Source organism: Magnetospirillum sp. 15-1, from assembly GCF_900184795.1.
Lineage (GTDB): Bacteria > Pseudomonadota > Alphaproteobacteria > Rhodospirillales > Magnetospirillaceae > Phaeospirillum.
On sequence record NZ_FXXN01000023.1, the window covers coordinates 223,069 to 243,863 of the forward strand.

Sequence of the window (20,795 nt, forward strand, 5' to 3'; positions counted from 1 at the left end):
CCCATCTCCTTAAATCTACCAATTACGTAGAGATATAACGTTGACAGCCTCTGAAATTCCAGTCTAGTCTTTTTTCTACTAGATTGATGGATATTGGAGCGAGCCGTGATCGTCATCAACGACCTTCACAAGGAATTCCCCGGCGCCGACGGGCCGGTACCGGTTCTGCGGGGCGTATCGCTCGACGTCGCCAAGGGCGAGATCTTCGGCATCATCGGCCGCTCCGGGGCGGGCAAGAGCACCCTGGTCCGCTGCATCAACCTGCTGGAACGTCCGAGCCGGGGCAGCGTCACCGTGGGAGGCCGCGCCCTGTCGGCCCTGAACGATCCCGCCTTGCGCGCCGCGCGTCGCGAGATCGGCATGGTGTTCCAGCACTTCAACCTGCTGTCGTCGCGCAATGTGCGCGACAATGTCGCTCTGCCGCTGGAGCTGACCAAGGTGCCCCGCGCCGCCAAACGACGGCGGGTGAGTGAGTTGCTGGAACTGGTGGGACTCTCCGATCAGGCGGAATCCTATCCGGCGCAACTGTCGGGCGGGCAGAAGCAGCGGGTGGGCATCGCCCGCGCTTTGGCGTCGCGCCCCTCGGTGCTGCTCTGCGACGAGGCCACCTCGGCGCTGGACCCCGAAACCACCAAGTCGGTGCTGGCCCTGCTGAAGGAGATCAGCCGCTCGCTCGGCCTGACCATCGTACTGATCACCCACGAGATGCAGGTGATCAAGGAGATCGCCGACCGGGTCGCCGTGCTTGACGATGGCCGCGTCGTGGAACAGGGCCGGGTGTTCGACGTCTTCACCAGTCCGGCCCACCCCACCACACGGGCCCTGGTGCGCGAGGTGCTGAATCTGGAGCTGCCGGAATCCCTGGCTTCAAGGCTGCGCTTCTCCCCTCTCACCGCGTCGCATCTGGTGGTGCGCATCACCTTCACCGGTGCCGCCGCCCACGCCCCCATCATGTCCGAGATGGTCCGCCGCTTCGGGGTGTCGTTCAACATCCTGCACGGGCACATCGACTATATCCAGGACGCCCCCTACGGCACGCTGACCGTGGACGCCACCGGGCCGGAAAGCGGCCTGCAGGCGGCGCTGGACTTCCTGCGTCACCATAACCTCAAAGCGGAGATTCTCGGCCGTGTCGCAGAGACTGATCGAGCTGTTGCTTGAAGCCCTGGGCGAAACCCTGGCCATGGTCGGGCTCTCGGCCAGCCTGGCCGTCCTGCTCGGCCTGCCGCTGGGCGTATTGCTGCTGGTGACCCGGCCCGGCCACATCCTGGCGGCGCCGGTATTCAACCGGGCGGCCGGCCTGCTGGTCAATGCCGCCCGTTCGACGCCGTTCATCATCCTGATGGTGGCGATCATCCCGCTGACCCGGACCATCGCCGGCTCCTCCATCGGCACCGGGGCGGCCACCGTGCCGCTGACCCTCGCCGCCATCCCCTTCATGGCCCGCCTGGTGGAGGCCTCGCTGCGCGAGGTGGAGCCGGGCCTGATCGAAACCGCCCAGGCCATGGGCGCCACGCCGTGGCAGATCGTCCTCAAGGTGCTGATCCCCGAAGCCCTGCCCGGCATCGCCGCCGGACTGACCATCACCGTGGTCAGCCTGATCGGCTATTCCGCCATGGCCGGCGCGGTAGGTGGCGGCGGGCTGGGCGATCTCGGCATCCGCTACGGCTACCAGCGCTTCCAGGGCGAGGTGATGGCCGCCGTGGTCGGCGTGCTGATCTTGCTGGTGCAGGCGGTCCAAAGTGCCGGCGACCTCGCGGCGCGACGGCTCGATAAGCGGCAATCTCCCGGCCGCGACGGAAAGTGAGGCCCCCATGATCGACGTTCACCTCAAATACCTGGAACATTTCGCCGACCTGCCCGACGCGGTGGTGGTCGACGTGGGCTGCGGCGAAGGGGCCCTGGTCCGCGCCCTGGCCGAGCGCAAGGCGCGGCCCATCGGCATCGCCCCCGCCGGCCCCCGGCTGGAGGCGGCCCGCGCCCTGTCGCCACGCTCCAAGCGCATCCGCTACGAGGCCGGCGCCCCCGACGCCCTGCCCCTGGACGATGGGGCCGCCGATCTGGTGACCTGCCTGTTCACCTTCGGCGCCCTGCCGGCCGAGCGCCATGCCGCCGCCCTGCGCGAGGCGCGCCGGGTGCTGCGGCCCGGCGGACGGCTGCACATGGTGGAACCCTTCGCCGAAGGACCCTATTTCGAGCTGATCCGGCTGATCGACGACCCCACCGAGCGGCGCGCCCAGACCATCCGCTCCGTCGCCTCCACCTGGGACATGGGGCTGAAGCCGCTGATCGCCGGCAGCTACATCCATCTGGAGCGCTTCACCGGTTTCGAGGATTTCCGCGCCCGCATCACCGACGGCGACGAAGTGCGCGGCGAGACCTTCGCCCTGCACGAACGGGCGCTGCGCGACACCTTTGTCCGCTTGGGCCTCGGCGACGGCAGCGGCGCCGTCATCTTCCGCCAGCCCTGCCGCCTTTACCATTTCAGCCGGGTGGACATGGCGGAGCAGGCGGCATGACCATCCAGCTCTCCGGCACCGAGCAACGCTACTGGGCTCCGGCCCTGGAAACCCAATCCCGCGAGGAATGGGAATCCCTGAAGCTGGCGCTGCTGCAAAAGCACCTGGCCCACGCCTATGCCGGCTCCCGCTGGTACCGGGACAGCTTCGATAGGGCGGGTGTGACGCCCCTCTCCCTGAACAGCCTGGACGATCTGGCCCGCTTCCCCTTCATCGACAAGCGGATCTTGCGCGAGCGCCAGGAGGCCGAACCGCTGCTGGGCGATCTGGCGGCGGTGCCCGAGCGCGACGTGGTCTACATCTCCGCCTCGTCGGGCTCCACCGGGGTACCCACCGTCTCGCCCTTCACCGCCCGGGACTTCGACGCATGGCAGGATTTCGAGGCGCGGCTGTTCTGGTCGTCGGGCCTGCGCCCCCATGACCGCTACTGCCATTCGCTGAATTTCTCGCTGTTCGTCGGCGGACCTTGCGTGCTGGGCGCCCAGAAGTTGGGAGCACTATGCATTCACGCCGGCACGGTGCCGTCCGAACGCCTTCTGGCCATCCTCAGGCAATTCCAGGCCACCGCCATCTGGACCACACCGTCCTATGCCTGGTACCTGGGCGAAACCGCCCAGAAGGAAGGCATCGATCCCCGCCGCGACCTGGCGGTGCGGCGCATCTTCGTGGCGGGCGAGCCCGGCGGCTCCATCCCCGAAACGCGCGAGCGCATCGAAAGCCTGTGGGGCGCCAAGGTCTATGACTATTACGGCCTGTCGGACATCTTCGGCGCCTGCGCCGGCATGTGCGAGGAGCGCGACGGCCTGCACTGGGCCGAGGACCATATCCTGACCGAGGTGCTGGACCCCGCCACGGGCGAGCCGGTGCGCGAAGGCGAGCGCGGCGAATTGGTGCTGACCACGCTGCAGAAGCGGGCGCGGCCGCTGATCCGCTTCCGCACCGGCGACATCGTGTCGTTCACCTCCGAGCCCTGCCGCTGCGGCCGGACCTCCCAGCGCCTGCTGGGCGTGCACGGGCGCCTGGACGACATGCTGATCATCCGCGGCGTCAACCTGTTCCCCAGCGACGTCGAGGCGGTGGTGCGCCAGGACGGCGACTTCTCCGGCGAGTACCGCCTGGTGGTCGAGCGCCACGACCACCTGGACTCGGTGACGGTGGAGGCCGAGCGCCGCCACGGCGTCAACACCCACCCCGACGATCTGGCGGCTCGGCTCACCCGGCGCCTCAAGGCGATCACCGGGGTGGGAGCCCGCGTCACCGTGCTGGCCCCCGACACCCTGCCCCGCGCCACCCACAAGGCCAAACGCGTCGACGACCGCCGCACCGGACTTTGGACAACCTGAAGGAGCACACTCCATGAAATTGCTTCGCCTGATCTCCCTGGCCGCCCTTTTTGCCCTGCCCCTCACCGCCCAGGCCGCCGAGCCGTTGCGTGTCGGCGTCTCGGCCGGCCCCTATGCCGAAATCCTGGAATTCGCCGGCAGGCTTGCCAAGGAGCGGGAGGGCATCGAGGTCAAGGTCACCGAGTTCGCCGACTACACCATGCCCAACGCCGCCCTGGCCCAAGGGGACCTGGACCTCAACAATTTCCAGCACAAGCCCTACCTGGACAACCAGATCAAGACGCGGGGTTACGAACTGGTGCCGGTGGAAAAGAGCATCGTGGTGCCGTTGGGCCTCTATTCCAAGAGGCTGAAAAGCCTGTCCGAGTTGAAGGACGGCAGCACGGTGGCCATTCCCAACGATCCCTCCAACGGCACCCGCGCCCTCATCCTGCTGCAACAGGCCGGGCTGCTGAGGATCGACCCCAAGGCGGGCATCGGCGCCACTCCGCTCGATATCACCGACAACCCCAGGAAGCTGAAGATCAAGGAGATCGACGCCGCCCAGCTGCCGCGGTCCCTGGACGACGTGGATTTCGCGGCGGTGACCCTGAACTACGCGGTGGGCGCCGGCCTCAATCCCAAGACCGCCCTGCTGCTGGAGACCATCGACAGCCAGTGGAACCTGTGGTTCGTCACGCAGAAGGCCCGCAAGGACGACCCGCGTATCGCCAAGTACATCGCCGTCTATCGCTCGCCCGAGGTCAAGGCCTTCATCGAGTAGCGCTTCGACGGCACCATCATTCCCACCTGGTAAGCATCATGCCGACCATCACCCGACCAGACGGCAGCGTGGTCACCCGGGCTGCCGACGCCGAGCGGCTGGTCCGCAGCCTGGGGCTGGGGGTGGCGAAAGCCGCTCCCGCCGCCAGCCTGGCGTTGGGCCGGGTAATGGCCGGACGGCGGCTGACCGACGAGGACAGCCGCCAGATCCTGGCCGCCAACCGTCACCTGCTGCCCGCCAGCCACGTGGGTGCCGATGTTTTCGCGCTGTTTCCCGAAACCCCCGGACTGGGAACCCTGCGGTTTCACCGCTGCCACACCCATGCCGACGACGAGGTGCGGTTCATCCTGGCCGGCGAGGGCGTCTTTGGCTTCGTCCTAGAGTCCGTCTGACTTAAGCGGAATCGGAATAGGGATTCCCCTTGTGCCGAGAATGTGATTCAAACTGCTGGCTGGATAGGAGGCCAGCAGGGATGGCAGGACCTCTTTCGCAAGACCTTCGGCAGCGGATAGCCGCAGCCCTGAATTCAGGCGAGACGACACGCTCGGCAGCGAAGCGCTTTGGGGTTTCGGTGGCGACGGCGGTTCGGATCGGCCAGAAGTGGCGATCCGGGCGCGGTCTTCAGCCCAGCAAGATGGGCGGGCATCGCCGCCCACTTCTGAGCGGAGAGACCGCCGATTGGATACAATCCCGGCTGGCCGAGAAGAAGGACCTGACCATGCGGGCTCTGGCGGCAGAACTGGCCGAGCGGGGTGTCGTCGTCACCCACGATACCGTCTGGCGTTTCGTCCGTGGTCTGGGCTTGAGCTTCAAAAAAAACGCTGATGGCCAAGGAACAGGATGGGCCGAGGGTAGCGCGGCTGCGCCATCGCTGGAAAACCCATCAACACAGGCTTGATCCCTCGCGCCTGGTCTTTATCGATGAGACCTGGGTCAAGACCAACATGACGCGTCTGCGCGGATGGAGCCCTCGGGGAGAGGCCCTCCTGGCCAAGGTTCCCCACGGCCACTGGAAAACCCTGACCTTCCTGGCGGGCCTGCGCCATGACCGGATCATCGCTCCCCTGGTCCTCGACGGCCCCATCAATGGGGCGACCTTCACCGCCTGGGTGGAGCAATCCTTGGCACCGGCCCTGGAACCCGGTGACGTCGTCATCCTCGATAATCTGGGAAGCCACAAAGGAAAGCCGGCACGCCAAGCCATTCGCAAGGTCGGTGCTCATCTGCTCTTCCTGCCGCCCTACAGCCCCGATCTCAATCCCATCGAGATGATGTTCGCCAAACTCAAGACCCTCGTCCGAAAGGCTGACGAACGAACCATCGAAACCACATGGAGGCGCGTCGGTAAACTCCTGGACGCTTTCCCTCCGCAGGAGTGCGCCGCATATCTGCGGCACGCAGGGTATGCTTCAATCTAAGTCAGACAGACTCTAGGACTGGCCCTGGCGGTCCGCGACCGCGTCGCCCGTCCGGCCGTGGCGGTGCTGGTGGCCTGGCTGGCCGCCTATGCTGCCGGCTTGCTGGTGACTTATACCAACCTGCATTGATCAAAACCTATGCGCCCACTGGCGACGGCCGATGGAGATGATTTTCCATGGCTGGTCGATGAGCCTGTTCCATGCATGGCAGCACAAGGCGATGATCTGGTCGTAGGATTCGAAGACACGGTTGGAGAGCCAGTTCTGGCGGATGAACTGCCAGATGTTTTCGACCGGATTGAGTTCCGGCGAGCGGGGCGGCAAGGGCAGGATGGTGATGTTGTCCGGCACGGCCAGCTTGTCGGCGGTGTGCCATCCCGCCTGATCGAGCATGAGGACGGCGTGGGCGCCCGGCCTCACTTGGGATGCGATCTCGTCCAGGTGCCACTGCATGGCGAGGGTGTCGCAGCGCGGCAGGACGAGGGCGGCGCCGACACCGCGCTCGGGGCAGATGGCGCCGAAGATGTAGGCGGACTGGGTGCGCTGGTCATGGGGCGCCGAAGGGCGCGTCCCCCGCTTGGCCCAGCGGCGGGTGATCTTGTTCTTTTGCCCGACCCGGGCCTCGTCCTGCCACCAGACCTCTATGTCGGTTCCTGGCGGCAGCTTGGCCCGGATCGCCGCCAGCTCGGTGGGGAAACTTTTTTAAAATCCTCAACGGCATCGCCGTTCTGGGCATGATGGCGAGGCCGCGCCGACAGCTTGCGGAAGCCCATCGCCTTCAATTCTCGCCCCACCGTCGTCTCGTCCAGCGAGATGCCGAAATCCTCGAAGAGCCACAGGGCCGGATCCTTGAGGCGCCAACGGACGACCCCATCGACCGCCGGGATCGGGCCGCGCTCCACCTTGTCAACCAAGGACTGGCGTTGCTCAGCATTCAGCTTCGACACCTGGCCGGGAGCCTTGCGGTCGATCAGGCCCGCAGGTCCGTCCGAATTGAAGTGCACCACCCAATCCCGAACCACCTGGAGCCCGACCCCGCCCAGCTTCGCCGCGCCGCTCCGACTGCCGCCGTCATAGATCGACGCCAGCGCCAACAGACGACGCGTCTGATCGGCATCATCCGAGGCGCGGGCAAGACGGCGAAGAACAGAACCATCAAAGTCCGGACGAAGCGGTATCGGGGCACCCATGGCAAACCTCCCACTGTTTGCCATGGTGAATCATATCCGGGCGATCTTGGGAATCCCCCACGTGAGTTTCAATCAGCGCAGGCTGGTATTACGCCTTCTGCTTCACCGCCTACGAGCGCGAGCAGCTGGCGTCGTTGCCCCGCTATAGCCGGGTTGGCCTGCGCGTGGTGCATGTGGTTGGAACGGTGCTGCTGGCCGAGGCCGTGCTGGCGGCGCTGGCCAAACGGGGGAAGCTGTGGCCCCGGCTGCTTGCGCTGGCCGTGGCAGTGCTGGTGCTACAGCAGGTCCGCGCCGTGGGGGCCAGCCTGGACAATGCCCAATTCCGAGGCAGCGAGAGTCCGGCGGCGGCGGCCCTGGTGGCGCAGGTCACCACCGAGGCGGATTCCCTGGCCCGGCACCTGGCCGGTCTGGCGGCCCAGCCGCCCCGCGTCTACCTCTTCACCCAGGGCCAGCAGGGCTTCGAGTGGATCATCGCCCGTCAGGCCGGCTTGAAGGCGAGCCCGCCGGGGCATTGGCGCTATCGTTTGATGGAGGGGTTCAGCTGGGGTGCACAGGCCACCACGGTCTGGACCGGTGCCGGGTCAGCAGAGGATCAGCGCCATCTGTTCGTCGGTGCCGATGTCCTGTGGCCGCTGGTGGCCGACCCGGCCTGCCTTGTCGACCTTACCGGCTATTTTCTGCTGCGCAATCACGGCGGCGGCTTTGACTGCGTGCCCAAGGCCGGCGGGGGTCAAGCCGTTCGGCCGTAATCGTCCTCGAAGCGGACGATATCGTCCTCACCCACATACTCGCCCGACTGCACCTCGATCATCCGGAGCGGAATCTTGCCGGGATTTTCCAGGCGGTGGGGCGTGCCGCTGGGGATGAAGGTGGATTCGTTCTCGCGCAGCAGGAAGGTCTTGTCGCCGCAGGTGACCAGGGCGGTCCCGGTGACGACGATCCAGTGCTCGGAGCGGTGCCAGTGCTTTTGCAGCGACAGCTTGGAATCCGGCTTGACCAGGATGTGCTTGCAGCGGAAGCGGGGACCTTCGTCGATGGTTTCGAACCAGCCCCAGGGGCGGTAGACCCGGGCCGGCTGGACGGCTTCGTCGCGGCCCCTGGCCTTGAGGTCGTCGACCAGGGCCTTGACCTCCTGGTCACGGCTCTTGTCGGCGACCATGACCACGTCGCCGGTGGCGACGACGATCATGTCCTCCAGCCCCAGGGCGGCCACCAGCGGGCCGTCGCTGCGCAGCAGGCAGCCCTTGGAATCGTGGGCGAAGGCGTCGCCACGGATGACGTTGCCGTCGGCGTCCTGCTCCAGTTCCGCCCACAGGGCCGACCACGACCCCAGGTCGGACCAGCCCATCTCCGCGGGCACCACCGCGGCCTTGGCGGTGTGCTCCATCACGGCATAATCAATGGAGAGCGAGGGGACGGCGGCGAAGGCGGCCTCGTCCAGGCGGAAGAAGAACAGATCGGTGGCGCCTTGGGCCAGGGCGGCGCGGCTGCCGTCCAGGATATCGGGGCGCAGGCGGCCCATCTCGGCCAGGATGGCGGCCGACGAGAACATGAAGATGCCGCTGTTCCAGCTATAGGCGCCGGTGGCCAGGAAGGCCTGAGCGGTGGCCAGATCGGGTTTCTCGACGAAGCGGTCGACCATATGGGCGCCGTCGTGGCCGGCGATGGACGCACCGCGATGGATGTAGCCATAGCCGGTAGCGGGCGAATCGGGAACGATGCCGAAGGTGACCAGATGACCGGCCCGGGCCAGGGGCACGGCGATGCGCACCGCGCCGACGAAGCCTTCGGGCTTGCGCACGGTATGATCGGAAGGCATCACCAGCAGCAGCGCGTCGGGTTCGGCCTCCAGCACCAGGGCGGCGACGGCGGCGGCGGCGGCGGTATTGCGCCCCAGAGGCTCGACGACGATGGCGCGCGGCTCGATACCGATCTCGCGCATTTGTTCGGCGACGATGAAGCGGTGCTCCTGGTTGCAGACGATGATGGGAGCGCCGGTACCGGGCACGGCCTGGGCCCGCAACGCCGTCTCCTGAAGCAGCGAGAGCTCCGAGGTCAGATTCTGCAATTGCTTGGGAAACTTCTCACGCGACAGCGGCCACAGCCGCGTTCCGGCGCCGCCCGACAGGATGACCGGGACAATCGCCGGCCCTGCGTCAGCCTTACCCGCCTGCGTCATCCCAATCCTCCCGCTCTCCGGCCTGCACCGGTGTGTAAAATCAACGCCGGTTTGTGTCAAGGATGGCCGGGCTTTTCGCCTGGGCGTCGACTATCACGACGATCAGCGACCTTCCGCCCGCGAGCCTCAGGATTCGCTCGGCGCCAGAGGCTTGTGCGCCACCAGAATCAGATTCTTGCCGATGGGAGCTCCCACAAGGCGCTCGATGATCTTGGTCGCGGGCACGAACAGCCGGTCATACAGCTTGATCATGCGGGGGCTGAAGGCCGTGCTTCCGCCCACCACGTTGATCAGCCACCAGGGCACCACGCCCACCAGATCCATATACCCATCACGGAGCACCCTAAGACCTGCCGCGGAGACGCGCGAACGCAGATCCTGCCGTGAATAGCGGCGGTGATGCCCGTGCATCCGATCCAGTTCGCTCATAAGCCAGGACAAGGCCGGAACGTAGAGCATCAGATGCCCACCCGGCTTGATGACGCGGGCCAACTGGCGCAGAGCCGCGATGTCATCTTCCACGTGTTCCAGGACGTTGACCAGGACGACGCCGTCCAGACTATTGTCGGCAAGCTCGGCCACATGGGATTCCAGGCTGGAGCGCAATACCGAAACATGCTCCAGACTGGCCACTCGACGGGTCAGGGGAGGGATCAGCGGCTCCGATGGCTCCACCAGATCGAGGCGGCGGCAATTGGGGGCGAGCAGGATCGAAATGGAGCCGAACCCCGCACCGTACTCGACCACATGCCCACCGAGATATGGCCGAAACTGGTCGACGATCCAGGATTGATAGCGGGGGGCGTCGGCAAGGATTTCCAGATCCCGGCCTTCATAGTGGGGAATGGGCGAACTGGGATTGCTCACGATGGTTCCAAGGAGGTAGGGCGTTCCGGCGCCGACCTAATAGCACGGCTATGCTCGCAGTACCCCAAAAAGAAGAACCCTGCCCTGAACGATGACGCAGACTCCATGCGCTTGTCTGCGATCACCGTTCAGGACAGGGCTTCCATTACTGTTCGCCCGTATAGACGCCGTCCGCCCAGGTGAGGAAGCGGCGCAGACCCTCGTTGAGCTCCACACTGGGCTCGAACTTGAGCTGCAGCTTGGCCTTGCGGATATCCGGGCAGCGCCGGTTGGGCTCGTCGGCGGGATAGGAATCCGGGTATTCGATGACGTTGTGCGCCACCGGCTTGCCGAGCACGTCCGAAATCCGGTTGACCAGGTCGACCATGGAAATTTCCGGCTTGGGATTGCCGATGTTGTAGGCCTCGCCCGGCACGCCGCGCAGGATCACCAGCAGGAAGCCGACCATGGCGTCGGTGATGTAGCAGAAGGTGCGGGTCTGGTTGCCCGAGCCGTAGACGTTGAGCGGATGCCCGCCCTTGATCCGGTTGGCGAAGTTGGGCAGCACGCGGTAATCGGTCTCCTGCATGCCGGGGCCGAAGACGTTGAACGGGCGGATGGTGTTGGTCGCCGTGCCGTGCTCACCGTGGAAGATGTAGCACAGAGTCTCGCCCACCCGCTTGGACTCGTCGTAGCAGGCGCGCGGTCCCTGGCACGACACGTGGCCGCGATAGCTTTCCGGGGTGGGAACGTGCTTGGCGTCGGGGTCGCCGTAGATTTCCGAGGACGAGAAGAAGGTGAAGCGGGCGCCATGCTCCTGGGCCAGTTCCAGCATGCGCCTGGTGCCGGTGATGGCGACCTCGAGGGTGGCCAGGGGATGGGCGCGGTAATAGAACGGGCTGGCGATGCCGGCGGCGTGGATGACGTAGTCGAGGCCACCCTTCCACTTCAGCGGCTGGATGACGTCGTGCTGGATGAATTCGGTATGGGGATACTCGGTGATCACCGAGCCTTCCTTGCCCGCCGTGATCAGGTTGTCCGCCGCGACCAGCTTGACCGGCTTCTTCAGCACGTTCTTGTTGAGGTAGGCGAAGATCTCCATGAAATAGCGGCCGAGAAAGCCTCGGCCGCCGGTCAGGAGCACGGTCTTGCCGGTGAAGTCGTGGGCGGTGTCGCCCAGGCGCTCGCAGATCTCTTTGATATCGGATTGCAGCAGAAACTCGGCCATCACACGACCTCGACCTTGGGAATGGGGATGATGAATTTTCCGCCGGCCTTGGTGAAGGCGGCGTTCTTCTCGATGATCGGCCGGGCGAAGTTCCACGCCAGGATCACCAGATAATCCGGCTTCCTCTCCGCGATGACCGCCGACGACAGCACCGGCACATGCATGCCGGGCGTGAACAGGCCCTGCTTCAGGGGGCTGTCGTCGATGATGAAGTCCACCAGCTCGGGACCGATGCCGAAATGGTACATCAAGGTGGTGGCCTTGGCCGGCGCGCCGAAACCGGCGATGCGCTTGCCCTCGGCCTTGAGGGCGCTTCAGCAGGGCGTTCAGCTCGGCGCCCAGGGCGTCGATGTCGGCGGCGAACTTGCGGAAGGTGGAGGCCTTGTCCAGGCCGAGGCGCTCTTCCTCCGCCACCGCCCGGGTTACCGAGGCGCCGACCGCGTGCGGCCCGCCCTTCAGCTGGGCGATGCCGCGCAGGGAGCCGCCGTGGGAGTCGACCCGGATGGCTTCCACCAGCTCCATGCCCTTGGCGGCGAAGAAGGCGCCCAGCGGCTTGACCGAGTGATAATCCAGGTGCTCGTGGTAGATGGTGTCGAACAGCGTGTTTTCGAACACGTCGACCAGATAGGACACCTCGAACACGAACACGCCCGAGGGTGCCAGCAGATTGCGCACGCCGTCCACCACGCCCGATAGGTTGTCGATATGGGCGAAGACGTTGTTGGCGGTGATGACCTCGGCCTTGCCGTGACCGGCGGCGATCTCGCCCGCCGTGTCGGGGCCGAAGAAGCCGCAGATGGTGGGGATGCCCCTGGCGCTGGCCTCGGCGGCGATTTCCTGGGCGGGATCGATGCCCAGCACTTTCATGCCGGCCTTCTGAAAGAAGGACAGCAAGGTGCCGTCATTGGAGCCGATGTCCAGAACCAGGCCGCCGGGGATGGGCTTGAAGCGCTCCATCACGAAGGCGGCATAGGATTCGAAGTGCTTCACGAAGACCGGCGAGGTGCCCGAGACATAGACGTAATGCTCGAACAGCACGCGGGGATCGACCACGTCCAGCAGCTGGACATGGGCGCAATCCTCGCAGAAGAACAGGTCCAGCGGGAAGCGCTCCTGGGTTTTGCCCAGCTCCTCGGCCGGCACGAAGGCGTTGGCCGGCGGCGTGGGCGCCAGGGACAGCACCATGGACAGATGGGTGCCGCCGCACAGGCGGCAGGTCTCGCGGCGATGGTGCTGGGCACTCATGGGCTTACTTCTCTTCCGGCGTCCACGAGGTCAACCCCTCGGCGGCCAGCAATTCGATGCGGACCACGTCGGCCTCGTAGGCGGCCTGGTCGCGGGAATTGCGCGACAGGGTCAGGAAGGTGCAATCCTCGGGAAACACCATGCCGTGATCGACCATGGGCGGCGTGAACATCATCTCGCCGGCCTTGACCAGCATCAGGGTCGGCGGCTCGGTGCTGCCGGTGGGGCGATGCCAGTACTCGATGGAGCCCGAAACCACGTAACAATAATGCCAGTCGGTCTTGTGGTAGTGATTGGCGCGCAAGGACCCGGCCTTGGATTCGATCAGTACCGCGGACTTCATCAGCCGGTCCACCAGTGGCTGGATGGTGCCGCGCGCGTCGGTGAAGGCCTTTTCCAGCTTCACCACCTTATCGAAGGGTGGCCAGGTGAGTTTCTCTTCCTCGGTCACCGGTTCGATGTCGTGGTAATGGTCGTGGTCGTGGGACATGGAACCTGCCTTATTTTCAGCGAACGAAGCGTTCGCGGATGATGGTCGCGAACACGGCGAAGATATGGTGGGCTTTGATCTTCTTACCCTCGGCATAGGTGCGACCGTGATAGCTGACCGGCACTTCGTAGTAGACGGTGCTGGCCGCCACCGCCTTGGACAGGATCTCGGCGTGCTGCTCCCAGCCCCGGGTCCTCAGCGCGGCGCCATTCACCAGCGAGCGGCGATAGCACAGATAGCACGAATAGATATCGCTGAACGTGGTGTTGTTCAGGATGTTGAAGAGGAACGTGATCGCCCAGTTACCGATCTTGTGCCAGAAATAATAGACACGAGTGCATTTGGGGGCGATGAAGCGCGAACCCATGACCACATCGGCTTCTAATTTCAGAATTGGCAGAAAGATTTGGGCATAGTCGGCAGGGTCGTATTCCAGGTCGGCGTCCTGGAACAGCACGTAATCGCCGGTCGCGACCCCCAGGGCGGCAGTCACCGCGGCACCCTTGCCACCGTTGGCCTGATGAATGACCTTGTCGTAGAGCTCCGGGCGGGAATCGAGAATTTCGCGGGTCCGGTCCCGGGAGCCGTCATTGACCACGACCACTTCCAACTCGATGTCCGGGATGGTCTGGGCCCGTACGCTTTCGAGGACGGACGCGATGGTCTTCTCCTCGTTGTAGGCGGGGATGATGACGCTGACCTTGACCATGAACCGGTTCCGGCGATGAGGGATGGTGGTGTTCTATCCGCCGTCCCGCCGCAGTGCAACTGATTTAGCCGAGTCGATTGCACATCCTATTGACTGAAGGAAGGCTTCGATCGAGGTCCGATTTGGTCGAGTTGACACATATTACCCAGTGCCTTAGAGTCCCATTAGTAGAATGTATGGGATGTAGACATACGTCTATATAAAATACGGAAGATTAAGATGAAGTCTATAGATAATAAAAATTCAGAACATCATGATAAATATACACACTCACATAATGATGTGCAAAATAATGTAAATCAATCATATAAAGTATTTGGGACATATAGGTTTATTTTAGCAATTTTCGTTGTCATGAGCCATGCCTCCGCTTGGTGTCAGTCTATCTCACCATTTTTATTGGGAAACATTGGAGTTCTGAGCTTCTTTGTCTTATCCGGCTTTGTGATTGCCGAAGCAATTGATATTTTTTATAAAAAATCCATATTTAGATATGCAGCCAATAGATTCTTAAAAATATATCCTGGATATTGGTGTGCTGCTATAATGGCTGTATTAGTAGGATTTATTTTGGATCGACCACTGCGAATCGATACAGTCTCGATCATTGCAAATATAACAATTATTGCATCATATTTTCATAAATTTAATGGCTTGCTATATATATCCATCGCATGGGCAGTGGTAACTGAGCTTATATTCTATATACTTTATGGAGCATTTTTTCTCGTCAAACAAAAGGCAAATATTCGCTATATAATAATGGTGTTATTGGCCATATGTTTAATTTCCGTATCAGTTTCTATTGAATTAACGGCTCAGTATTATCGCTGGTATTCGATACTCAGATTCTCTCCGTACTTCATTTGCGGAGTTACCGGTTATTTTATTCTTGCCAAGGGCAGGAACCAGTTATGGTGGATCATGGTTCCATCACTGGGCGCAATGTTCTTTTCGTTCTGGAGCTATCAAGGAGGCGGGGCCAGTGCGCTTCCGTCGTTCGTGGTCTTTGTCATATCGCTGGCACTGTTCGGTATTTTGGCGACCGTCAGGGAGGTTTCTCCCAAATTTGTGCGGCTCGACCGGCGACTGGGTGACTACACCTATGCCATCTATCTCTGTCACATGCCGGTCATCGACATGGTCACCGTGACCGGATTGTCCGATGGCTCGAAATTCGCCGTTACATTGGCCGTATCCATCGCGGTCGGGATGGCGCTTAACCTATTGGTTGAACGTCCTGTGGCCAGGCTGCGCAATAAAGTGCGTAAGGTTTCATGGGATCCGGTCGTCGTTACCGGATCATCGACGGAAGTCGTTGCTTCAGTCCCACAGGGACTGACAACGTCTTCCATCGCTCGGGAGGGGTGTTCATCAACGGCGGCCGAAGGGCCTCAGTCGCCGCCGATGGCCACCGTCTCGCCGAGGCGCAGGGATTCGGCGACCGCGATGGTCGCCTCGGCGGTTTCGATCAGCTCGGCCTCTTCGATGGGAGCGGGGCCGCCCTTGGTCACGGCCTGGGCGAAGGCGCGTAGCTCGGCGGCATGGCCCTTGTCCTGGCCGGCGCGGGCCTTTTCCGTCTTGATGGTTCCGCCCGACACCAGACCCAGGCTGAGGAAGTTGTCGATGGTCGCCACCTTGCCGCCGGCGAAGACCTCGAACCGTTCCTTGGAATAGGCGGTGTCGCCCAGGGCGGTGTAGACGATGTTGGCCAGCGAGCCGTCGGCGAAGTGCAGCGTCACCGCCAGATCGTCGGCGGCTCCTGCCGCCGGGGTGGCGCATTCGGCCCGCACCTTGGTGATGGGCTGGCCCACATAGGAGCGGGCCAAGTCGATGAAGTGGCACATTTCGCCCACCATGCGCCCTCCGCCTTCCTCGGCGGCGTTGACCCAGGATTCGGCGGGCATGGCTCCGGCGTTGACGCGCAGCGTGGCGACACGCGGGCCGGCGGTGCCGGCGAAATGGCGGCGCAGTGATTCGCTCATGGGGGCGAAGCGGCGGTTGAAACCGACGGTGAAGAAGCCGGCCGAGCCTTGGCGGGCGGTGATCACCTGGGCCAGCTGGGCGCGGTCCACCGCCAGCGGCTTCTCGACGAAGACACACTTTCCGGCAGCCAGTGCGCGTGACACCATCTCGGCATGGTTGGCGTGCCGGGTGGCGATCAGTACGGCGTTGATCTCTGGGTTGGCGAACACCAGTTCGGCATCGGTGGCGCAATGACTGAAGCCGTAGCTCTGCTGGCCGTGTTCGGCGTTGAGACCCCGTTGGGTGACCAAAGTGTGCAGCCGCACATCGGGCATTTTCTTCAGCGCGGGCAGCAGCACCGTACGGGCGAAGGCACCGGCCCCCACCACGCCCAGGGTGCAATGCCCCGCCGCCGCCTTGGGCTGCGCGAAGACGGGCCGTGCCACCGGGGCGATCGGCACATCGGGATAGGTCAGGACCACGCCCAGATGGGGCTGGGTATTGCCCATCACCATGGAATAGGCGTCCTCGGCCGCCAGGAAGTCGAAGCGGTGGGTGATCAGCGCCTTCATGTCCAGGCGCCGGATCAGGCCAGGCCCCATCAGGCGCACGCATTCGGCCAGATTCTCGCTTTCGGTCCAGCGCACGAAGCCGGGCGGATACTTCATGCCCCGGCCCTCGAAATCCTCGTCGTAGCGGCCCGGGCCGTAAGAGCGCGACACCACCACCGACAATTCCTTCTTCATGAAATCGGCGAAGGGGAATTCGGTGCCGGTCTTGCCCACCAGGGAAATCCTGGCCCGGTCGCGGGCGATCTGGGCGGCGATTTCCAGCGGCGCCGACGAATCCGTGGCGGCGGCGATCAGCACCGAGTCACAGCCCAGGCCGCGGGTCATGGCGCGCACTGCCTCGTCCAGGCCGTCGCTCTCCAGGCTGAGGCCCTGCTCGGCGCCCAGGCTCTTGGCCAGCGCCAGGCGGGCTTCATTGTAATCCAGCGCCAGCACCCGGCAGCCGGCCAGGGCCAGCAGCTGGCTGGCGATCTGGCCGACCAGACCGACGCCGATGACGGCGACCACGTCGCCCAGCTGGGGCGACAGATTGCGCACGCCGTGCATGGCGATGGCGGCCAGGGTGCCGAAGCAGGCCTCCTCGTCGTCGATTCCATCGGGAATGGGGGCGGCCAGATTGCGGGGAACGGAATTCAGCTCGGCATGATTGGCGAGGCCGGCGCCCGCGACCGCCACGCGCTGGCCCACATGGAACTGACCTTCCAGCCCCTTGCCCACGGCCATGACGACACCGGCGGCGGAATAGCCCAGAGGCATGGGCTCGTCCAGGCGGGCCAGCACCGCCTGGAAGGTGGCGACGATGCCGTCGCGCCGGGCCTTGTCCAGCACCTTCTTGACCAGATCGGGCCGGGCCTTGGCTTTGGCCGCCAGGCTCTTGCGGGCGAAATCCACCACCATCCGCTCGGTGCCGGCCGAGATCAGCGACGCCCGGGTCTGGACCAGCAGGTGACCGGCGCGGACCTGGGGTTCGGGGACGTCCCGAATGGCCAGACGGCCGGTTCGCGCGCTCTGAACGATCTGCTTCATGGTCGATGATTTCGCCGCTGATGAAAGGTGGGCGAGTTTTACAGCGTTTTCACCGTCCGGGTAAAGCGCCGCCGCCGCACGGCATCAGGCGGTAGACGAAGAATTGCGCCGGCTGCGCCGCCCCGCAGGTTCAGGGTCCGCGACGGGATGGCCGGCGGCGTGGTCACCACCTGCGGGGCGGCGCGGCGCAGCCCATCTCCACCAATTGCCAGGACAAAAGGTCGGGCACCTCCGCCCCCGAGCCGAACGAGGATTGGGGACCGGCCACCACCCGGGTGATGCCGTGGGCGCGCAGTTGGGCCAGGAAGCGGCGGGGGTCGGTGCTGTCGGGGCGGATCTCCACCTCGGACTGGATATAGGGATTGGCCTGCAGCATGGGGACCCGGACCAGATAGTCGATCTCGCGTACCGGCAGCAGCACTCTGTCGTCCGGCCCCATATGGGTGTTCAGCCACTGGGCCAGAGCGTAGAAATTGACGTTGGCGGCCAGAAAGGCGTCGCGGTCGCGGCCCTGGGCCAGATAGCGGGCGAATTTGACGGAAAACACCCCCGCTCCCGCCAGTTGCAGGGCCAGAACCACGGCCATGCCCAGCCACAGACTGGCCCCAAAGCGCCAGTGCCGGGCCGCCGACCGCGCCGCCGCCAGCAGCGCCACCAGCAATGGCGGCAACAGGGGCAGCAGATGGCGGACCCGCTGGGACGGCCCCAGGAAGAACCACAATCCATAGGTGACCAGGATCACCAGGGCGGTGGCGGTCAGGGGATGGCCGGCCAGCCGTTCGCGCCGGCGCCATGCGGCGGCCACGGCCAGGGGCAGCAGCAGCAGCCCCAGCAGGCCGAAGCCGGTGCGGCCGGATTCGAACACCGGATGACCCTGGAGGGTGGCGACGACGGGATAGGCCAGCAGCCAGAAGGCCGAGCGCGGCACGCCCAGCTCCATGGGCGACAGGCTGGCGGCCATATAGGCCGCCTGCGCGCCGTTCCAGGCGGTTTGGGGCGTATAGGCAATTCGGCCGTACAGCAGGGGAAAGACCGGATCACCGGTATTCCAGGCGTTCCAGCCGTACCATTGCCCGCCCATGAGCAGCAGCGCCACCCCGAAGACCAGGGCCCCCCGGATGCCGTTCCGCCCCGACAGCACCGCCACGCCGCAGACGAAGGCGGGCAGCAGGCCGGTATACTTGCTGGCCACCAGGAAGCCGCAGGCCAGACCGGCGACCAGGGCGGGGGCAAGGGCGCCGGGTGTCCGCGCTTCGATGGCGGCCACCACCGCCACCAGCACGAACATGGCGGTGCGGGGCTCCACCTGACCGGTGCCGCCGGCATAGAGCATGGCCGGCAGGCTGAGCACCACCGCCGCCAGGGCCAGGGACCAGTCCAGGGGCAGATGGCGCCGCGCCAGTCCATAGGTCAGCAGGCCGATGCCCCAGCCGCTGACCATGCACCACAGGGTCAGGGCCTGCTCGCCGCCCAGGGCCAGGGCGGCCAGATAGGTCATCTGCACCAGTTGCGGCGAGGCGGAATCCAGGGCGCGCTCGATGAACAGAAGATGCCCGGCGTCCAGGATGCGGCGGGGCAGGGCGAAGTGATAGGCCAGGCTGTCGGCATCGGCGGGCGGCGCCAGGGCCTCCAGCCCGTCCAGAGCCATGATCAGCGCCAGGACCGCCAGGACGATCCAGGCCCGCCACGACCACGCCCCACGTTCGGCTTTACCGTCGCGCAACGCCAACAGGCCGGGTAGGGCCAGGACGCAGCAGGCGGCGATGGCCCAGGGCTGCAGCCAGCCCAGCAGGGCCAGCCAGAATATCAGCCAGCCCAGCAGGCCGAAGCCCAGGGCGAAGGACCAGCCCAGGCCCTCGGCCCGGCCCAGGCGCCCCAGCAGCCCGGCGGCGCGCAAGGCCGCCGCGCCGGCGCCCAGGCAGAACAGGGTCAGGGCGGTGACCGCCAGCAAGGCCGTCATCATCGCAGCACCCCCAGGATGGCCGGGGCCATGTCCAGGAACTGGCGCAGATAGGCGAGGATGATACCGGCGATCCACACGGAGGCCAGGACCGGGATCAGGCGGTACCCGCAGGGGGCGGCGGCCTGGGCCGACATCAGAATCTCCTCCAGCCGCTCCGCCTGGGCGTCCCAGGTGAAACCGGCCAGGCGGTCGCGGTCGGCGACGGGCGGCCCGTCCCGTTCCTCCCAGGCCCGGTCGAGGGCCAGGGCCAGGGTGGCGGGGTCGGCGCAGGACGACAGGCGGCCGCCGGCGGCTTCGGCCAGGGCCAGGGCTTCGGGGATCTCCTCGGGGATGCAGGCCACCGGGCGGCCGACGGCCATCAGCTCCAGCAGCTTGTGGTGAAAGGAATCGGCGCTGCCGGTGTGGCGGGCATAAAGATTGAGAAAAGCGCCGCGCTGCAGCCCAACCAGTTCGGCCAGGGGCAGGAACCCGCGGATATCCAGGCGGCACAGCCCGTCCAGGCGCCCGGCCGCCCGCTCCATGCGGTTGCGGTCGCCGCCGGCATAGGTGAACACCACCTTGGCTCGGGCTTGCCGCCCGGCCCGGGCCAGCCACAGGCGCACCCCCTCCGCCACGGCCTCGGCGCCGGCCTCGGAATACAGGCTGCCGGTGACGGTTATCCGCCGCGCCGGCTGATCGGAATCGTCGGCATGGTCCAGCAGGGCGGCGGGAAAGCCGCTGAACACCGTCTGGCGCGGTTGGCTGAAATGCTTGCCGGTATGGGCGAGATGGGCGGCGGACAGGCCGGTCAGCCCGGCGCAATCGCCATACCGCCAGGCCAGCAGGGGCCGCAGCGGGGCGGGAATGAAGATATCCCAGGCATCCTTGATGTCGGCCACCCAGGGGCTGCCGGCGGCCCGCGCCACGCCCTGGGCGATCTTCCAGGCATCGGTGTTGCCGAAGGTGCCCCAGACCACGTCGGGACGGAAATGTTCGGCCAGGATCGGCCACAAAGGCTGCGTCGCCCGTGTCCAGTCGGAAAAGACGCCGCCTTCCACCCCATAGTTCCAGCCGATCAGGGCCAGGCGCAGGGGCCGGGGCAGGCGCCCGCCGCGCTGGGCTTGCAGCAGCGGCGAAGGGCACGGCGGGCAGGCCAGCGGGAACGGCCGGCTCCAGTCATGGCCGTCCAGGGCGGCGGCCAGCCCATCCGGGTCGGGGGCGGGGTCCCGCGGGGTCAGGCTCTGGGTCAGCAGCACGATCCGGTGGCCGCGCCGCGCCATGGCCTGGGCGAATTCCCGCACCCGCACGGCGCCAACATGATTCGTTTCGGGATGAAGATGACTGACGAAGACGGCGCGCATGG

General features: G+C 65.2%; 18 protein-coding genes and 1 pseudogene. 8 read left to right on the forward strand and 11 right to left on the reverse strand.

Annotated elements, in window-relative coordinates:
* The first annotated feature begins 105 nt into the window (after window positions 1–105).
* The 7 genes from CP958_RS10605 (at window position 106) to CP958_RS10635 (ending at window position 6,043) form a co-directional block, all read left to right on the forward strand.
* Window positions 106–1,161 carry a methionine ABC transporter ATP-binding protein gene (locus CP958_RS10605; protein WP_096701930.1) on the forward strand — a complete coding sequence of 352 codons (1,056 nt, stop codon included), beginning with the start codon at window positions 106–108 and terminating at the stop codon, window positions 1,159–1,161.
* Window positions 1,130–1,807, forward strand: a complete 678-nt coding sequence (locus CP958_RS10610) for a methionine ABC transporter permease (protein WP_096701931.1) — start codon at window positions 1,130–1,132, stop codon at window positions 1,805–1,807. The genes CP958_RS10605 and CP958_RS10610 overlap by 32 nt, the downstream gene beginning before the upstream one ends.
* Window positions 1,808–1,814: 7 nt before the next feature.
* On the forward strand, window positions 1,815–2,519 hold the full coding sequence (locus CP958_RS10615; protein ID WP_096701932.1) for a class I SAM-dependent methyltransferase: 705 nt from the start codon (window positions 1,815–1,817) through the stop codon (window positions 2,517–2,519).
* Complete coding sequence (locus CP958_RS10620; RefSeq protein ID WP_096701933.1) at window positions 2,516–3,862, forward strand: phenylacetate--CoA ligase; 1,347 nt, start codon at window positions 2,516–2,518, stop codon at window positions 3,860–3,862. Before CP958_RS10615 ends, CP958_RS10620 begins: the two co-directional genes overlap by 4 nt.
* A gap of 13 nt (window positions 3,863–3,875) precedes the next feature.
* The gene (locus CP958_RS10625; RefSeq protein ID WP_096701934.1) at window positions 3,876–4,625 is read left to right on the forward strand and encodes a MetQ/NlpA family ABC transporter substrate-binding protein; all 750 of its coding nucleotides are present in this window, start codon (window positions 3,876–3,878) and stop codon (window positions 4,623–4,625) included.
* A gap of 38 nt (window positions 4,626–4,663) precedes the next feature.
* The gene (locus CP958_RS26630; protein WP_197706388.1) at window positions 4,664–5,017 is read left to right on the forward strand and encodes a hypothetical protein; all 354 of its coding nucleotides are present in this window, start codon (window positions 4,664–4,666) and stop codon (window positions 5,015–5,017) included.
* 80 nt (window positions 5,018–5,097) lie between these two features.
* Window positions 5,098–6,043, forward strand: a protein-coding gene (locus CP958_RS10635; RefSeq protein ID WP_170958782.1) for an IS630 family transposase whose coding sequence is annotated in 2 segments (ribosomal slippage) — window positions 5,098–5,436 and window positions 5,438–6,043 — 945 coding nt in all. Because the reading frame shifts where the segments join, the coding sequence is not laid out codon by codon here.
* 129 nt (window positions 6,044–6,172) lie between these two features.
* Here the strand turns inward: CP958_RS10635 and CP958_RS10640 are convergent.
* Window positions 6,173–7,233 (reverse strand): IS630 family transposase gene (locus CP958_RS10640; protein WP_170958781.1). Its coding sequence is split into 2 segments (ribosomal slippage): window positions 6,173–6,741 and window positions 6,741–7,233, totalling 1,062 coding nucleotides; the frame shifts between segments, so codons are not numbered across the junction.
* Window positions 7,234–7,367: 134 nt separating this feature from the next.
* On the opposite strand from CP958_RS10640, the gene CP958_RS10645 reads away from it, so the two are divergent.
* Window positions 7,368–7,982, forward strand: a complete 615-nt coding sequence (locus CP958_RS10645) for a hypothetical protein (protein WP_096700123.1) — start codon at window positions 7,368–7,370, stop codon at window positions 7,980–7,982.
* Here the strand turns inward: CP958_RS10645 and CP958_RS10650 are convergent.
* From CP958_RS10650 to CP958_RS10695, 10 genes and pseudogenes are all read right to left on the reverse strand, one after another.
* Window positions 7,964–9,412 carry a mannose-1-phosphate guanylyltransferase/mannose-6-phosphate isomerase gene (locus tag CP958_RS10650; protein ID WP_096700122.1) on the reverse strand — a complete coding sequence of 483 codons (1,449 nt, stop codon included), beginning with the start codon at window positions 9,410–9,412 and terminating at the stop codon, window positions 7,964–7,966. The genes CP958_RS10645 and CP958_RS10650 overlap by 19 nt on opposite strands.
* A 126-nt stretch (window positions 9,413–9,538) precedes the next feature.
* Window positions 9,539–10,279, reverse strand: coding sequence for a class I SAM-dependent methyltransferase (locus tag CP958_RS10655; RefSeq protein ID WP_170958780.1), 741 nt, complete (start codon window positions 10,277–10,279; stop codon window positions 9,539–9,541).
* A gap of 145 nt (window positions 10,280–10,424) precedes the next feature.
* The gene (locus CP958_RS10660) at window positions 10,425–11,486 is read right to left on the reverse strand and encodes an NAD-dependent epimerase/dehydratase family protein (RefSeq protein WP_096701935.1); all 1,062 of its coding nucleotides are present in this window, start codon (window positions 11,484–11,486) and stop codon (window positions 10,425–10,427) included.
* Window positions 11,486–11,737: a methyltransferase C-terminal domain-containing protein gene (locus CP958_RS26945; RefSeq protein WP_347337838.1), complete on the reverse strand. Its 252-nt coding sequence runs from the start codon at window positions 11,735–11,737 to the stop codon at window positions 11,486–11,488. Before CP958_RS26945 ends, CP958_RS10660 begins: the two co-directional genes overlap by 1 nt.
* Before the next feature lie 100 nt (window positions 11,738–11,837).
* Window positions 11,838–12,731, reverse strand: a pseudogene (locus CP958_RS10665) (class I SAM-dependent methyltransferase); the annotation flags it as partial.
* A gap of 4 nt (window positions 12,732–12,735) precedes the next feature.
* Window positions 12,736–13,221, reverse strand: coding sequence for a cupin domain-containing protein (locus tag CP958_RS10670; protein ID WP_096700119.1), 486 nt, complete (start codon window positions 13,219–13,221; stop codon window positions 12,736–12,738).
* A gap of 16 nt (window positions 13,222–13,237) precedes the next feature.
* Window positions 13,238–13,930 (reverse strand): glycosyltransferase family 2 protein, encoded by a 693-nt coding sequence (locus CP958_RS10675; RefSeq protein WP_096700118.1) that lies wholly within the window; start codon window positions 13,928–13,930, stop codon window positions 13,238–13,240.
* 1,394 nt (window positions 13,931–15,324) lie between these two features.
* The gene (locus tag CP958_RS10685; RefSeq protein ID WP_096700116.1) at window positions 15,325–17,490 is read right to left on the reverse strand and encodes a bi-domain-containing oxidoreductase; all 2,166 of its coding nucleotides are present in this window, start codon (window positions 17,488–17,490) and stop codon (window positions 15,325–15,327) included.
* 163 nt (window positions 17,491–17,653) lie between these two features.
* Window positions 17,654–19,453 (reverse strand): hypothetical protein, encoded by a 1,800-nt coding sequence (locus CP958_RS10690; protein ID WP_096701937.1) that lies wholly within the window; start codon window positions 19,451–19,453, stop codon window positions 17,654–17,656.
* Window positions 19,450–20,793: a glycosyltransferase gene (locus tag CP958_RS10695; RefSeq protein ID WP_096701938.1), complete on the reverse strand. Its 1,344-nt coding sequence runs from the start codon at window positions 20,791–20,793 to the stop codon at window positions 19,450–19,452. The genes CP958_RS10690 and CP958_RS10695 overlap by 4 nt, the downstream gene beginning before the upstream one ends.
* Between the last annotated feature and the right edge of the window lie 2 nt (window positions 20,794–20,795).

Excerpts from the sequence above, each read along its gene's own strand:
- CP958_RS10615 (WP_096701932.1), top strand. The coding sequence starts at position 1,815 with ATGATCGACGTTCACCTCAAATACCTGGAACATTTCGCCGACCTGCCC.
- CP958_RS26630 (WP_197706388.1), top strand. The coding sequence starts at position 4,664 with ATGCCGACCATCACCCGACCAGACGGCAGCGTGGTCACCCGGGCTGCC.
- CP958_RS10675 (WP_096700118.1), bottom strand. The coding sequence starts at position 13,930 with ATGGTCAAGGTCAGCGTCATCATCCCCGCCTACAACGAGGAGAAGACC.
- CP958_RS10625 (WP_096701934.1), top strand. The coding sequence starts at position 3,876 with ATGAAATTGCTTCGCCTGATCTCCCTGGCCGCCCTTTTTGCCCTGCCC.
- CP958_RS10670 (WP_096700119.1), bottom strand. The coding sequence starts at position 13,221 with ATGTCCCACGACCACGACCATTACCACGACATCGAACCGGTGACCGAG.
- CP958_RS10685 (WP_096700116.1), bottom strand. The coding sequence starts at position 17,490 with ATGAAGCAGATCGTTCAGAGCGCGCGAACCGGCCGTCTGGCCATTCGG.
- CP958_RS10690 (WP_096701937.1), bottom strand. The coding sequence starts at position 19,453 with ATGATGACGGCCTTGCTGGCGGTCACCGCCCTGACCCTGTTCTGCCTG.
- CP958_RS10695 (WP_096701938.1), bottom strand. The coding sequence starts at position 20,793 with ATGCGCGCCGTCTTCGTCAGTCATCTTCATCCCGAAACGAATCATGTT.
- CP958_RS10650 (WP_096700122.1), bottom strand. The coding sequence starts at position 9,412 with ATGACGCAGGCGGGTAAGGCTGACGCAGGGCCGGCGATTGTCCCGGTC.
- CP958_RS10660 (WP_096701935.1), bottom strand. The coding sequence starts at position 11,486 with ATGGCCGAGTTTCTGCTGCAATCCGATATCAAAGAGATCTGCGAGCGC.
- CP958_RS10620 (WP_096701933.1), top strand. The coding sequence starts at position 2,516 with ATGACCATCCAGCTCTCCGGCACCGAGCAACGCTACTGGGCTCCGGCC.